This window comes from Acinetobacter sp. DL27 (assembly GCF_055810995.1).
In genome coordinates this window covers 2,081,607-2,094,719 of sequence record NZ_CM147947.1, presented here as the reverse complement: position 1 = coordinate 2,094,719, position 13,113 = coordinate 2,081,607, and the positions used below count along the sequence as shown (strand labels likewise).

The following is a 13,113-nucleotide window of genomic DNA, read 5'->3' as shown; positions in this document are numbered from 1 at the left end:
AATAGAACATTGATTTTATAAATCAGGTTGAAACAAATTGTATTAAGGGTTTGAATAGCAGCATTGGTTTTAAGACAACAAAAACGTAATGACAACACAATCTTCAGGATGGAAATCCGCCTTTACTGCATTTTTAGATCGCCGTGCGTTGATCATGCTGTTTTTGGGTTTCTCAGCAGGTATCCCAATCCTGTTAATTTTCTCGAGCTTATCTTTATGGCTAGGGGAAGCAGGTATTGATAAGAGCGCGGTGACTTTTTTTAGTTGGGCAGCTCTGGGTTATTCATTCAAATTTGTTTGGGCTCCTTTGGTCGATGAATTGCCTGTACCAGTGCTGACCAAATTATTGGGTCGTCGCCGTGCGTGGTTATTGATCGCACAACTCTTAATTATCTGTGCCATTTCTATCATGGCTTTTTCAGATCCGTCTCTTGGTCAGAGCTATCTTTACCAAATGGCTGCGGGTGCTGTGCTTTTAGGTTTTTCTGCTGCGACACAAGATATTGTGATTGATGCCTATCGTATTGAGCTTGCAGAAACGCAAATGCAAACAGTGTTGGCTTCAACTTATAACGCAGGCTACCGCATCGGCATGATCGTTGCGGGTGCAGGCGCGTTATTTTTAGCGGCTTATTTGGGTACAGCCAAGGGCAACTATATTTATGAGGCATGGAAGTGGACGTATTTGGCAATGGCGGCGGTCATGTTGGTCGGGATTGCAACCACATTATGTATACGTGAGCCACAAGTTGATCGGGTACGTAAAGAATATAAACGAGTAGATTATTATCGTTTAGTGGCAGTTTTCTTTGTGTCTGTGGTGAGTTTTGTACTGAGCTATATTTATTCAGGCAAGTTAACTGAAATGCTGATTCAGCTCTGGTCGATCAAAGATAGTTTTGCACTGTTTTGTTTTGAGGCTTTACGTTTTATTGGCTCTGGTGCGGTTGCATTTGTGGTAGGTTCAAGCCTTGTTAAAATGGGTGCTGTGAACAAACAAATGGCCTATGAAACATGGGTGAATCCTGTTGCAGACTTCTTTAAGCGTTATGGCGTGAAATTGGCGTTGGTATTGCTATTGTTGATTGGGTTTTATCGTATTTCCGACATTATTGCAGGTGTGATCTCCAATGTGTTTTATCAAGACTTAAACTTTACCAAAGAGCAGATTGCTGAAGCAGTGAAAGTTTATGGGGTGATTTTTAGTTTGGTTGGTGGCTTTTTAGGAGGGCTACTGGCACAGCGCATGAACATCATGAAGTTGATGTTTGTCGGTGCAATTTTAGCTAGTTCAACTAATCTTATTTTTATTGGTTTGGTCAAATCAGGACAACCTCTAAATGATGTTGTGATCAATGTTGGTGAGCAAAGTTTCAAAGCGCAAGCGGATGAGACAGGTGCATGGACAATTAAGGTTCTTGTCGAGCAGCTTCAGGCAAATGAAAGTCTAACTGCAACGGCTAGTTTTCAAAATGATACTTCACAGCCTGTCTCGGTCACATTGCCTTATATTAGTCAACCGGGTGCATCTACGGCATTGCTCTTGCTTCCGATCACGGCTGATAATGTGATTGATCAACGAGAGTCTGAAGGAAGTATCGTGGTACGAGGTCAATACCTTGCTACACTGGCTGAAAACCAAAGGATTCAATTGAGCTTAGATGGTCAAAGCTTTGATGCAAAGTTAGACAAAGAAGGTGTGTTTAGCGCAGCAATCCCTGCTCAACTGCTTCTTGATTCAAACTCTAAAAAGCTGAATGCCATATTGATGCAAAATGAGCGTGCGCAACAACACACTGCGCTGAATTATCAGGTGGATCCTGCAGCTGCAAAATCTGTAACTTTAGATGTTGATCTTCAACCGATTAATTTGAATAAAGCAGTTGATGGACAGTTAGAAGTTAAAGGGAAGGTGATTAAAGAATATAGTTCAAACTGGCTGTATTTTGCTATTATTGTCGATAACTTGGCATCAGGTTTAGCTGGTGCTGCATTTATTGCATTTCTATCAAGTTTGACCAGCGTATCTTTTACTGCGGTTCAGTATGCGATTTTTAGTTCATTGATGACTTTAACACCCAAAATTCTAGGTGGTTATTCAGGGACAATTGTGTCTAATATTGGCTATCCAAATTTCTTCTTGCTGACCACACTCATTGGGATCCCAATTTTAATCTTAGTGGTCTGGGTAGCGAAACTTCTACGAGAGCATGCCGCTGAGCAAAGTTAAAGCATCGATTTGTCTCGAATTAAAAAAGTAGCCCTTGTGGCTGCTTTTTTTATGGTGGAGGTTTGAAATATAGGACGGCTTTGCCTATATTGGGTGGCTGAGAATAAATAATGAGGAAAATTCAATGCGCATGCTACATACCATGCTACGTGTAGGCAATTTAGAACAATCTTTGGCGTTCTATACTGAAGTGCTTGGTATGACTTTACTTCGTAAGCGTGATTATGAAGAAGGTCGTTTTACTTTGGCATTTGTGGGTTATGGCGATGAGGAAAATCATACGGTTTTAGAGCTGACGCATAACTGGGACACGGACAGTTATGAATTGGGCAATGCTTATGGTCATATTGCCATTGCAGTAGACGATGCATATAAAGCTTGTGAGGAAATTAAAGCGCGCGGTGGCAATATCGTGCGTGAGGCTGGACCAATGAAGGGTGGTGTAACGGTTATTGCCTTTGTAGAAGATCCAGATGGTTATAAAATTGAACTGATTCAACAAGATAATAATGCACGCAATAACTAAGCCGTTATTAGGTCATATGCAGCATATATGCACAGTATTAATTAAAAAAATATTGAACATATCCTGTAAATGCTAGCTTTATTTATATAGCTCAGTAAGATGAATTTACCCAAAGGTAAATGAGTCACTGGGCTTTTTCATTTTTAGAGGAATGACAGGATGTTGGTATGTTGAAACTATTGGCACTCGATCGGTTTACATTATTGCTATTTGTTATGGTGCTCTTAGCCAGCTTTGTCCCTGTTTCAGGTCAAGCGGCCAGTGTATTTGGTGTACTGACGACGGTCGCGATTGCGATATTATTCTTTTTGCATGGGGCTAAACTATCCCGTGAAGCCGTGATTCAGGGCATGATGCATTGGAAACTCCACGCGTTGGTTTTTGCATTTACCTTCATCCTTTTTCCCATTTTAGGTTTGCTTGCAAAACCTGTATTGGTACCACTACTTGGGCAGGAGTTGTATTGGGGCTTTTTGTTTATGTGCTTTTTGCCATCGACAGTACAATCTTCAATTGCGTTTACTTCGGTCGCACAAGGCAATGTGGCTGGGGCGGTATGTAGTGCGTCATTCTCGAATTTGATCGGGATGTTTATTACCCCTGTGATGGTGGCCTTTTTCATTTTGGGGCAGGCAGAGCATGGTTTTGATCCAACCTCGTCTATTCTTCAAATCACCTTATTGCTGTTGGTTCCCTTTGTCCTTGGACAGCTACTTCGACCATATGTATTTCCGTATATGCAAAAAATGCCAAGCATCGTCAAAGCATTCGATCAGGGATCGATATTAATGGTGGTGTATGGTGCTTTCAGCGGTGCTGTGGTAGCGGGTCTGTGGCAAGAGGTGAGTGTCGGTACTTTAATTCTATTGATTATTGTGTGTTCGGTCTTATTGACGATTATTATGTTGCTTGGATTGTTTTTACCACGTTGGTTGGGCTTTAACCGTGCCGATCAGAAAACCATTTTTTTCTGTGGTTCAAAAAAGACTTTGGCTAGTGGTGTTCCAATGGCACAGATTCTCTTTATTGGTCAGCCTTTGGGGATGATTGTTCTACCGATTATGATTTTCCATCAAATCCAGTTAATGGTGTGTGGGATTATTGCTAATTATTGGGCGAAAAAAAGTACGGATGAGTAATAAAATTTACAAAAGCTAAGTTCGGAACTTAGCTTTTGTAAATGTCTAAACACAATTGATTAATTTCCTTATACTAAATATTTTAAAGAATAACCTTATGAAAATAATAAAATCTTTAATCTTTTGTTTACTTGGTTATAGCAATATCAGCCTTGCAAATGAAGATTTAAACATGAGAACAAATCGAGATATTTTTGAGAAAATGCCATTAATATCGCTACAACCCATATTAAATTTTTGTAGAGAAAAACAACCACAGCTGAATGTTGAACTGGAGCAAGCTTATTCAGCTGTGAAGCAGAAGCTGCTGAATACTGCAAAAGTGGGAAAGGATATCAAATATAATGGCGTAAGCATTTTTCAAGAGACTGAAATGGATTAACCGATTGATCCTACGTTCAAACAAGAAATACAAAACATGCTGGAAGTGATGTCTTCATCCATGCGAACAGTGAATGCTGAAAAATATTGTCCTTTCTTGATTAAACGACTCAATCATTTTGATGAGGCTGAATTTCAACGCATGGTAGAAATGCAATACTTCGATTATATGAATAGAGCAACTCAGAAGAAAGCTCGAAGCCAAGAATGATGTATTTATTAATGCATCTATTTCAGTTATAATCGTGCCCACTTGTTGTGCTTAGCTCTGACGGTATCCGTCTCGGTGGGCCAAAAGAATGGTCTGTTATGGTGTTGATCTGCAACTTAATTTAATTAAGCGGCCCTTTCCTCAATTTTGAGAGTGATCAATTGCGATGACAGCAAAACCTTCTTTAATTTTTATGGAGTAATCGACGATGCGCGCCGATATTCACCCAAAATACCAAACTTTAGTTGCTACATGTTCTTGCGGTAACGTAATCGAAACTCGTTCAGCACTTGGTAAAGAAACTGTTTACCTAGACGTATGTTCAGCTTGCCACCCATTCTATACTGGTAAGCAAAAGAACGTTGACACTGGCGGTCGTATCGACAAGTTCAAACAACGTTTTGCTGGCATGTCACGTTCTATCAAACGCGACTAATAGCAAAAGAAAAAAACGGGCATTTGCCCGTTTTTTTATGCCTATGGTTTTGATAAAGAGTCATAGGACCGATAGCTAGATCATAAATTTCAAGACCCCATATAGGGGCCTTGAAATTTAGAGGCTAGTATCTAAGGTCAAGCTTTTACTGATCCTGCACGTCAATCAGATGGTCGAGTTTCTTCTGGAAATAATCGCCTTGAATAAAGCGGGCATCGACATTCCACGCATTGGCAAACGAAGTCATATCATTCAGATCACGCAACATAATTTGAATGTTTTTCAATTGATGATATATCGCAACTTTTTCTTGCAGCTCTTCCGTGTTAGCGTCGCTACTGAGCATGCGAGTTAAGTTTTCATGTAAAGTGAGATTGTTGATATCGAGCTGACGTAGAATAGATTCACTATAAATGCTATTACCAAAGTCACGAATTGAAACTTCAGCACCATATTGGCGAAGCTGGGCAATGTATTTTTGCGCTTCAGCAATGTTTTGGCTGATATCATCCTCAGAGAACTGAAGGATAATTGGGTGACTTAACTTACTGCGTACAATGGTAATCAGTTTGGCGATAAATTCAGGGAAAGAGCGGTCATTCAACAGTACGGCTTTGTTTAAGTTTACAATCAACTTTGCTTCAGGATACTGTGTGATAAAATTGTGTAGCTGTTTACACGACTCAACTAAAATCCAGCGGTCAAGTTTAATAGATAGTTCGTGGTCTTCACTTAACTCTTTGAGGCTCGATATATCTTTCCATGTATTACCATAAATAAAGCCACTGGTAACCTCATATGTGTATAAATTAGTGTCTTCTTTGTCGTAAAGCTGTTGATATTTAAGATGAATCTCGCCACGCTCTAATGCAAGATGTAAGGCTTTAAGTACTGTAGGTTCATTTGCTGTTTTTTGAGTGTCTAAAGTATCGCTGACTGTTGGATTAATCAACTCAATCACAGGCATGTCAATACTTGCTTTTTGCTCAATTTCGCAATCGTCTTGATTGGTCGGTAAAGCGGTTTTAAAGGCTGAGCATAACAAGTGTTCAAACTGATCTTGATTTGAAATTTCACCTTTCAGTAAAGTGTAGCCAATGCGCAAATTTACTGGATAGCTACTGTTTTCTACCGTGATGAGCTGTGGTTTGGTGAGCGCATTTAACGCAATCAGCTTAGATTCGAGTTTGGCCTGTGATTCCGCTTGGAATAAGCCAACGATGGTTTGCCCACCCGCCTTAAATAGAGGAATATGGGTCTGTTCATTTAAAAAGCTGTAAATATTGTTAAAATAATCACGCGTGGTTGCCCAGTCGGTTTTAAAAATTTCATCTGGACAAGAGCTGAGTGCAAAGCTAACCAAAGCATTCTGATCAGAAGGCTGTTTGGTCATAGCGCGGTTAATTTGTTGATACGTATTAGGTTGTATAGCATGCTTTTCAGTGTTGACTGATGGAGCAGCAGGGCGTTTAGATTCGACTTCAATCGTTAGTTGGAGCGCATCATCTTCAGGTGCAGCTAAAAACTCAACTTTTAAAGGATTTTTAGTTTGGGCATTGCTATTGAGAGTAGCAACTTCAAAAGCGCCTAAATCAAACTGACCTTGTGAAATTTTCTTAAAACGTGATTTGAAATCGTTTACATCTTTAGGCTGGAGAATATCGAGCAGAGGTTGACCAATAATATCATCTTCAGAGCTTAGGCCGAATAGTTGTAAGTATTCAGCATTGGCTGAAACATGAATCCCTTCTTGAATTAAAGCGATGGCTTTATTGCTTTCTTCAACTAAAGCCTGTGCTTGGCTTTGAGCCGTTTCAAGCTCATTCATGAGTTGTTGTTGGCTTTGCAATAAACGACTTAATGACAGCGCACGCAATAGACCTAAGTAAAAGTTATCCGCTTCTTCTAAGTCCAAAATATCATAGACACCTTTACGAATAAAACTTGCGTATTGGGTGGATTGATATTCATCTGGCTTTAATAAAACCAGCGGTAAATTGACTTGGTTAGAGTTGCGAATCAAAGTCAGTGCTTGTTCATACTTTAGGTCATAAGCGCGACCAAAAATCACGACATCCCAAGGCAGATGAAGCTGTTTTTCAAAGTTTTGTAAGTCATCCAATAAGGTGGCATGAACTTGATGATCGCTAGAAGTTAAAAGGTCACGAATTTGGTTATAACGGATCTGATTATCATCAATAATGAGTAAACGTGTTTCCGTACGTTTTAACTTTTTAGATAATAATGGATTTCTCACTTCAATGCTTCCCATAAATCGTGATTCTTAATAGCATTCATTTGCTTTTGAATAAAACTTTGAACCAATGGTTCTTGTTGGTCATTCAACAATTCATAATCAAAACGAATAAAACTTTGTGTAATTAAATGTGCTTTTACTAAATAAATTTTAAGATCTTCATCGCCGAGGCGTAAGTGAATGGTTTGTTTTTCTCGGTACATATTCGAACCCGGCACAATGAGGCTGGTTTGTACTTCATCTAGCTGGGACGTTTGCACCAATAATGCAGGTTGATAGTTCTGAGTGGTTCGGTCTGTTTTTACCATAACGGCACATGGGAAAAGATCTTGCGCTAAGATTTCTAGCCCTAGTTCCAAGCTTTTTTCACTTGATTGTTTAATCCAGCGAATCACACCACCGCGCCATTGGCTATGCGCATTTTCTTGGACCAAAATAAACTCGCCTGTTTTTAAATGTGCAGGTGTTGGTCCAGTCCAACGAATGCGGTAACCATTCACGCTAATATCTAAAACTTCGGCAGGGTAGATTTGTTTCGACTCACGATCAATCATACGAGCAGAACTCGTCTCCACAGGAATATTACTGTTCATGGAGTTGATCACGTGACTTTCATTCTGAAAGTTATAGTTACCTTCTAGCTCTAAAGTTTCATTAAAGTTCTTGCCTTTAGACAAATAGAAATGTGCGACCGACAGGCCAAAACAAATTTGTAATTGGGCAGAGTATTCATACCGTTCATGCTTACGTTCAATATTATTGGTTAATAAGTTATGAATGTGAAAATGCAAAGCAGGGGTAAGAAAAATCTTCTCATCGCGCGACAGTGGCTCAGCGCGTTTGGTTTGCATTTCTGAGAGATGATCAAGCAGGGCTTGCGTCGAGATAAAAATATTGGGTTGAATATGACTGTTTTTTTGAGAATTATAGGTCGGCGGATAGTCTTTTGATGCATCGACAATATAGCGAGATAATGTGGTTTCTTTAGGTAAAATTTGAATCAATTTCGCCCAATCAAAACTACACAAAAACAGTCCTTGAATCTCACCTGGACGAATTTGATGGGTGTTGAAAATATCTAATAGAATGAGCTGCGCATAGGCTTGGCTAATATTGTTCAGTTGATGCTGTGTGCCTTGTATTTGATTAATGTTGGTCAAATAGAAGTTATTTTGAATAGCAGAATCCAAGAGCTGATGAGCCGCTAGCCACTGCCCCGGAATCGGTGAGCTATAGAGCAAGTGTTGTTGGTACAACAACAGGGACAGTTGTTGTAAAGCGTAATAACTCGATACGGTTCGAGCCGTTTGTAGGTTCTTTTTTTGGTTAAAAGCAAATAAAGAAAACTTGTTTTGAGTGATTTGCTGAGAAACACGTTTTGCAATGTCGATATAGACTTTTGCAAAATGGCTACGCATTAATAAGGCAAGCTCAATAATATGGTCATTGCGATCAGTGGTGATGAGGCCCTGATTAAAAAAATGTTTCTCTAAGCTGGTAAGTACATTTTCCAAATTTGGATGCAGTCCTTGAACCAAATCAAAACGAAGTGTTTCACTGACTTGAAGCTCGGAGACTTCAAGTAATGCTTGAAATAAGGAACGAGAAGAGTCACCCAATTGTAAAATGGATAAGTTTGCCAACCATTCTTGTAAGCCTTTGACTGTGCTTGGGCAAAAACTAAGCTTATCCAACTTTAATTCGGTTGGTTTTTGGAAGATATCTGAAGTACTCGTCGTCATCATCGTTATTATTTAACTCAAAAAGTTGAAACCCCGAAAAGTGGTGTCTTATTCTTTTCTCCCGCAATTTCCCTGACCAGCTTGGGAACCAGATAGCCGGGTAGATTCGCCAATAATCCTTGATATAGACCATCAATGTCTTGCGGGTTTAAATCAAAATGGTGAGCCCCTTTTACTTTATCTAAAACATGTAAATAGTATGGCAATACACCTGCATCGAATAAACGGTAGCTCAAATCTGTCAAAATTTGAACGTGATCATTGACCCCTTTCAACAAAACCGCCTGATTGAAAACGGTGATTTTTTCTGCGACTAATTGCTGTAATTGACGGCAGGTAAAATCATCCAATTCCGATGCATGATTTGAGTGTACCACTAGAATAATGCGCAGCCTACTGTTTTTTAAGATGGAAATTAGCTCATCATCGACACGGTTAGGCATTACGATGGGAACTCGTGAGTGAATTCTCAAAAAATTAAGTTGGGGAATACTTTCTAAGCGTTCAATCCATAATTTTATTTTACGATTAGACAGCGTTAAGGGGTCTCCGCCACTCAAAATGACTTCATTAATGTCAGGTTGGGACTGAATATAGTGTTGAATATTGATCCAATCTTCTGACTTTGGCAGGTTCTCTTGATAGGGAAAATGTCGACGAAAACAGTAACGACAATGAACGGCACATGCCCCAGTCAGTGTAAGTAAGAAACGAGTTTTATATTTGTGCAAAACACCGGGTTGTTGGTTGGCTTGTTCCTCCCCCAAGGGGTCGGTCACGAAGTCGGGATGTTCCTCAAGCTCAAGATGATGGGGCAGGACTTGAAGGAGTAAAGGATCAAGCGGATTACCTTTTTGCATTCTTGTCACAAAAGCACGGGGAACACGGAGTTTAAATTGGGTTGATGCAAGCAGTGCACCTGATAGCAGTTGCTCAGGAGAAAGCTCTAGAATGTTAAGTAATTCTAAAGGGTCAGTAATTAAATCACTGAGTTGGGCTTGCCAATTTTGCTCTTGGTACAAATAATGAGTCATGCAATAAGGGGTCAAATACTAGGTCAAAAGAAAGTTAGGTCATCAAATCGGGTGATGTCGAAACGAGTTGTTCGGATGTGTGCGGTCTAAAAAGCCTTTTTCAATACACAAAAACACGTGGAACAGGGCTATTTTATCAAGATCTTCGGCTTATAGGCAGTGGATTTTCATTGCTTCATAACACCTTGCTCATTTACAATACGAGGCATCAAAAAAGATGCCCTATCATTATGGCCCTGCTTTTTCAAAGCTATGGTGTCTAAGATAAAGACATAAATATTTAAGTTAGTTAGTTTGGAGTGCGCCAGTCATGGCCTATTATTCTACGAATGATTTCAAGTCAGGCCTTAAGGTTATGCTTGATGGTAACCCATGTTCAATCATGGAAAATGAATATGTAAAGCCAGGTAAAGGTCAAGCATTTAACCGCGTAAAACTACGTAATTTACGTTCTGGTAAAGTTTTAGAAAAAACATTTAAGTCTGGTGATTCTTTAGAAGCGGCTGACATTGTAGAAGTAGAAATGGAATACTTGTACAACGACGGCGAAATGTGGAACTTCATGGATCCTGTATCATTTGAACAGATCGCTGCTGACAAAACAGCAATGGGCGATGCTGCAAAATGGTTAAAAGATGATTCAAATGAAAAATGTACCATTATGTTGTTCAATGGCGTGCCTTTAACAGTAAACCCACCAAACTTCGTAGTTTTGAAAATTGTTGAAACTGATCCGGGTGTACGTGGTGATACTTCTGGCGGTGGTGGTAAACCTGCAAAATTGGAAACAGGTGCTGTAGTACGTGTTCCATTATTTGTACAGCAAGAAGAAAGCGTTCGTGTAGATACTCGTACTGGCGATTATTTAGAACGTGCATAATGGTTTAAAAATAGACTATTATCGGAAGGGATGATGAAAATCATCCCTTTTTTTATGCCAAAGTATTAGATCAAAACAAGGAGATGCAGAGTAAAGTCGCAAAGGAAAACAGCAGTACCTCGAATAATTAAAGACGCTGATTGAATGCAACAAATATGAGGGATTGAAATGGAATCTGTTCAGCCGAAGTCAACCCTGACTTCAAAAATCATCTGGCTACTGGTAGCCATCGTCGGTGCAGTCTCTTTTGGGATATTGGCACTAAGTCGTGGTGAGCATGTCAATGCCATCTGGCTCGTACTTGCTGCGGGCTGTATTTATAGTATTGCTTATCGCTTCTATAGTTTATTTATTGCAAATAAAGTTTTTGAGCTTGATGAACGTCGCTTAACTCCCGCGCATCGTTTGAATGATGGTCTGGACTATGTTCCAACCAACAAAAGTGTTCTATTTGGACATCACTTTGCAGCGATTGCAGGTGCAGGTCCATTAGTAGGGCCTATTTTAGCAGCGCAAATGGGCTATTTACCTGGCACGATTTGGTTACTTGTCGGTGTAGTGCTTGCAGGTGCAGTACAAGACTTTTTGGTGTTGTTTATTTCTACCCGTCGTGATGGACGTTCACTCGGTGAAATGGCAAAGCAAGAGCTTGGAACTTTTGCAGGTATTGTGGTCATGCTTGGTGCATTGGGGGTAATGATTATTATCCTTGCAGTTTTGGCACTGGTCGTGGTCAAAGCACTTGCACACAGCCCGTGGGGCGTATTTAGTATTGCGGCAACGATTCCAATTGCGCTCTTTATGGGGGTTTACATGCGTTTTATCCGCCCGGGTAAAATTGCAGAAGTATCTATTATTGGTTTCGTTTTGATGATGCTCGGTATTGTCTACGGTGAAAATATTGCACAGCATCCATATTGGGGTGCGTTCTTTACACTGTCGGGCACTCAGTTGACTTGGGCGCTGATTATTTATGGTTTCGTGGCTTCGGCACTGCCTGTGTGGTTATTGCTTGCACCACGCGATTACTTATCAACCTTCCTAAAGATTGGTGTTATTGCAGGTTTGGCAGTCGGTATTATTTTCGCAATGCCAGAAATGAAGCTGCCAGCATTCACGCAATTTATTGATGGTACTGGTCCTGTGTTTGCAGGTTCAATGTTCCCATTCTTATTTATTACCATTGCCTGTGGCGCAATTTCAGGTTTCCACGCTTTAGTGTCGTCAGGCACCACGCCGAAACTTGTGAACAATGAACGTGATATTCGAATGATCGGATATGGCGGTATGCTCATGGAGTCATTTGTTGCAATCATGGCTCTGATCTGTGCCGCAGTGCTTGATCCGGGTGTGTATTTTGCGATTAACTCACCAGCCGCTTTACTGGGTACAAGTGTCGACACCGCAGCTGAAGCTGTTCGTAATTTAGGTTTTGTTGTTACTCCAGAAACATTAACTTTACTGGCTCAAGAAGTGGGTGAAAGTACCATTCTTTCACGTACTGGCGGTGCGCCAACTTTTGCCATTGGTATGGCCCACATCATTACGGAAATTTTCAATAGCCGTGAAATGATGGCGTTTTGGTATCACTTTGCCATTTTATTTGAAGCACTATTTATTTTAACGGCAGTTGATGCGGGTACGCGTGCATGTCGTTTCATGGTGCAAGATACAGTGGGTATTGTGATTCCTGCGGTGAAAAACTCACATAACTTCTTCGGAAACTTGTTGGGTACAGCGGTTGCGGTTTCGGGTTGGGGCTTCTTCGTTTACCAAGGTGTCGTCGATCCGCTCGGGGGGATCAATAGCTTATGGCCACTGTTTGGAGTGGGTAACCAAATGCTTGCGGCAATGGCATTGATCTTAGGTACGGTTATCCTCTTCAAAATGAAGAAAGAGAAATATGTATGGGTCACGATTATCCCGACCATATTCTTGTTGGTAACCTGTATGACCGCGGGCTGGCAGAAAATTTTCCACGAAAATCCAAAAATTGGTTTCTTGGCACAAGCTGAACGCTTTAACAATGCAATTGCAAACAATGAAATTTTAGCACCAGCAAAAACGGTTGCTGAAATGCAGACTGTTGCGATGTCGAATCAGATCAATGCTGCACTGTGTGGATTCTTTATGATTGTGGCGATTGTAATGCTGCTTGCTGCAATTAAAGTGATTCGTCGTGCATTGGCAAGCCCTGTACCAACTGTAAATGAAGCTGAAGCAATTTACCGTGATCCTGAAGACATCCAGCCATCAAAAGCTGGACATTAAGGAGAG

General features: G+C 40.4%; 10 protein-coding genes. 7 read left to right on the top strand and 3 right to left on the bottom strand.

Features of this window, described 5'->3' with window-relative positions:
* The first annotated feature begins 88 nt into the window (after positions 1-88).
* The 5 genes from AC0KVP_RS10170 (at position 89) to rpmE (ending at position 4,923) form a co-directional block, all read left to right on the top strand.
* Positions 89-2,230 carry an AmpG family muropeptide MFS transporter gene (locus AC0KVP_RS10170; protein ID WP_473336453.1) on the top strand — a complete coding sequence of 714 codons (2,142 nt, stop codon included), beginning with the start codon at positions 89-91 and terminating at the stop codon, positions 2,228-2,230.
* 124 nt (positions 2,231-2,354) lie between these two features.
* Entirely contained in the window at positions 2,355-2,756 is a 402-nt protein-coding gene (gene gloA, locus AC0KVP_RS10165) for a lactoylglutathione lyase (protein ID WP_473336451.1), read from the top strand.
* A 167-nt stretch (positions 2,757-2,923) separates the two neighbouring features.
* On the top strand, positions 2,924-3,895 hold the full coding sequence (locus tag AC0KVP_RS10160) for a bile acid:sodium symporter family protein (protein ID WP_473336449.1): 972 nt from the start codon (positions 2,924-2,926) through the stop codon (positions 3,893-3,895).
* 97 nt (positions 3,896-3,992) lie between these two features.
* A complete protein-coding gene (locus tag AC0KVP_RS10155; protein WP_473336447.1) occupies positions 3,993-4,277 on the top strand; it encodes a hypothetical protein in 285 nt (94 codons plus the stop codon).
* A gap of 418 nt (positions 4,278-4,695) precedes the next feature.
* Positions 4,696-4,923 carry a 50S ribosomal protein L31 gene (rpmE, locus tag AC0KVP_RS10150; protein ID WP_004693579.1) on the top strand — a complete coding sequence of 76 codons (228 nt, stop codon included), beginning with the start codon at positions 4,696-4,698 and terminating at the stop codon, positions 4,921-4,923.
* A gap of 145 nt (positions 4,924-5,068) precedes the next feature.
* Here rpmE and AC0KVP_RS10145 read toward each other — a convergent pair whose 3' ends face one another.
* Genes AC0KVP_RS10145 through epmB form a run of 3 tightly spaced genes read right to left on the bottom strand, consistent with a single transcriptional unit; the run spans position 5,069 to position 9,956 of the window.
* On the bottom strand, positions 5,069-7,195 hold the full coding sequence (locus AC0KVP_RS10145; RefSeq protein WP_473336444.1) for a sensor domain-containing phosphodiesterase: 2,127 nt from the start codon (positions 7,193-7,195) through the stop codon (positions 5,069-5,071).
* A complete protein-coding gene (locus tag AC0KVP_RS10140; protein WP_473340488.1) occupies positions 7,177-8,922 on the bottom strand; it encodes a GTPase in 1,746 nt (581 codons plus the stop codon). Before AC0KVP_RS10140 ends, AC0KVP_RS10145 begins: the two co-directional genes overlap by 19 nt.
* A 17-nt stretch (positions 8,923-8,939) precedes the next feature.
* The gene (epmB, locus tag AC0KVP_RS10135; RefSeq protein WP_473336442.1) at positions 8,940-9,956 is read right to left on the bottom strand and encodes an EF-P beta-lysylation protein EpmB; all 1,017 of its coding nucleotides are present in this window, start codon (positions 9,954-9,956) and stop codon (positions 8,940-8,942) included.
* A 310-nt stretch (positions 9,957-10,266) separates the two neighbouring features.
* Between epmB and efp the strand changes: the two genes are divergently transcribed.
* Both efp and AC0KVP_RS10125 read left to right on the top strand, forming a co-directional pair.
* The gene (efp, locus tag AC0KVP_RS10130; RefSeq protein WP_004693574.1) at positions 10,267-10,836 is read left to right on the top strand and encodes an elongation factor P; all 570 of its coding nucleotides are present in this window, start codon (positions 10,267-10,269) and stop codon (positions 10,834-10,836) included.
* Between the two features lie 168 nt (positions 10,837-11,004).
* Complete coding sequence (locus tag AC0KVP_RS10125; RefSeq protein WP_473336440.1) at positions 11,005-13,107, top strand: carbon starvation CstA family protein; 2,103 nt, start codon at positions 11,005-11,007, stop codon at positions 13,105-13,107.
* The last annotated feature ends 6 nt before the right edge of the window (positions 13,108-13,113 follow it).

What these genes read in the sequence shown, in the direction of transcription:
- epmB (WP_473336442.1), bottom strand. Translation starts at nt 9,956, where the DNA reads ATGACTCATTATTTGTACCAAGAGCAAAATTGGCAAGCCCAACTCAGT.
- AC0KVP_RS10155 (WP_473336447.1), top strand. Translation starts at nt 3,993, where the DNA reads ATGAAAATAATAAAATCTTTAATCTTTTGTTTACTTGGTTATAGCAAT.
- efp (WP_004693574.1), top strand. Translation starts at nt 10,267, where the DNA reads ATGGCCTATTATTCTACGAATGATTTCAAGTCAGGCCTTAAGGTTATG.
- AC0KVP_RS10125 (WP_473336440.1), top strand. Translation starts at nt 11,005, where the DNA reads ATGGAATCTGTTCAGCCGAAGTCAACCCTGACTTCAAAAATCATCTGG.
- AC0KVP_RS10145 (WP_473336444.1), bottom strand. Translation starts at nt 7,195, where the DNA reads ATGGGAAGCATTGAAGTGAGAAATCCATTATTATCTAAAAAGTTAAAA.
- AC0KVP_RS10170 (WP_473336453.1), top strand. Translation starts at nt 89, where the DNA reads ATGACAACACAATCTTCAGGATGGAAATCCGCCTTTACTGCATTTTTA.
- AC0KVP_RS10160 (WP_473336449.1), top strand. Translation starts at nt 2,924, where the DNA reads ATGTTGAAACTATTGGCACTCGATCGGTTTACATTATTGCTATTTGTT.
- rpmE (WP_004693579.1), top strand. Translation starts at nt 4,696, where the DNA reads ATGCGCGCCGATATTCACCCAAAATACCAAACTTTAGTTGCTACATGT.
- AC0KVP_RS10140 (WP_473340488.1), bottom strand. Translation starts at nt 8,922, where the DNA reads ATGACGACGAGTACTTCAGATATCTTCCAAAAACCAACCGAATTAAAG.
- gloA (WP_473336451.1), top strand. Translation starts at nt 2,355, where the DNA reads ATGCGCATGCTACATACCATGCTACGTGTAGGCAATTTAGAACAATCT.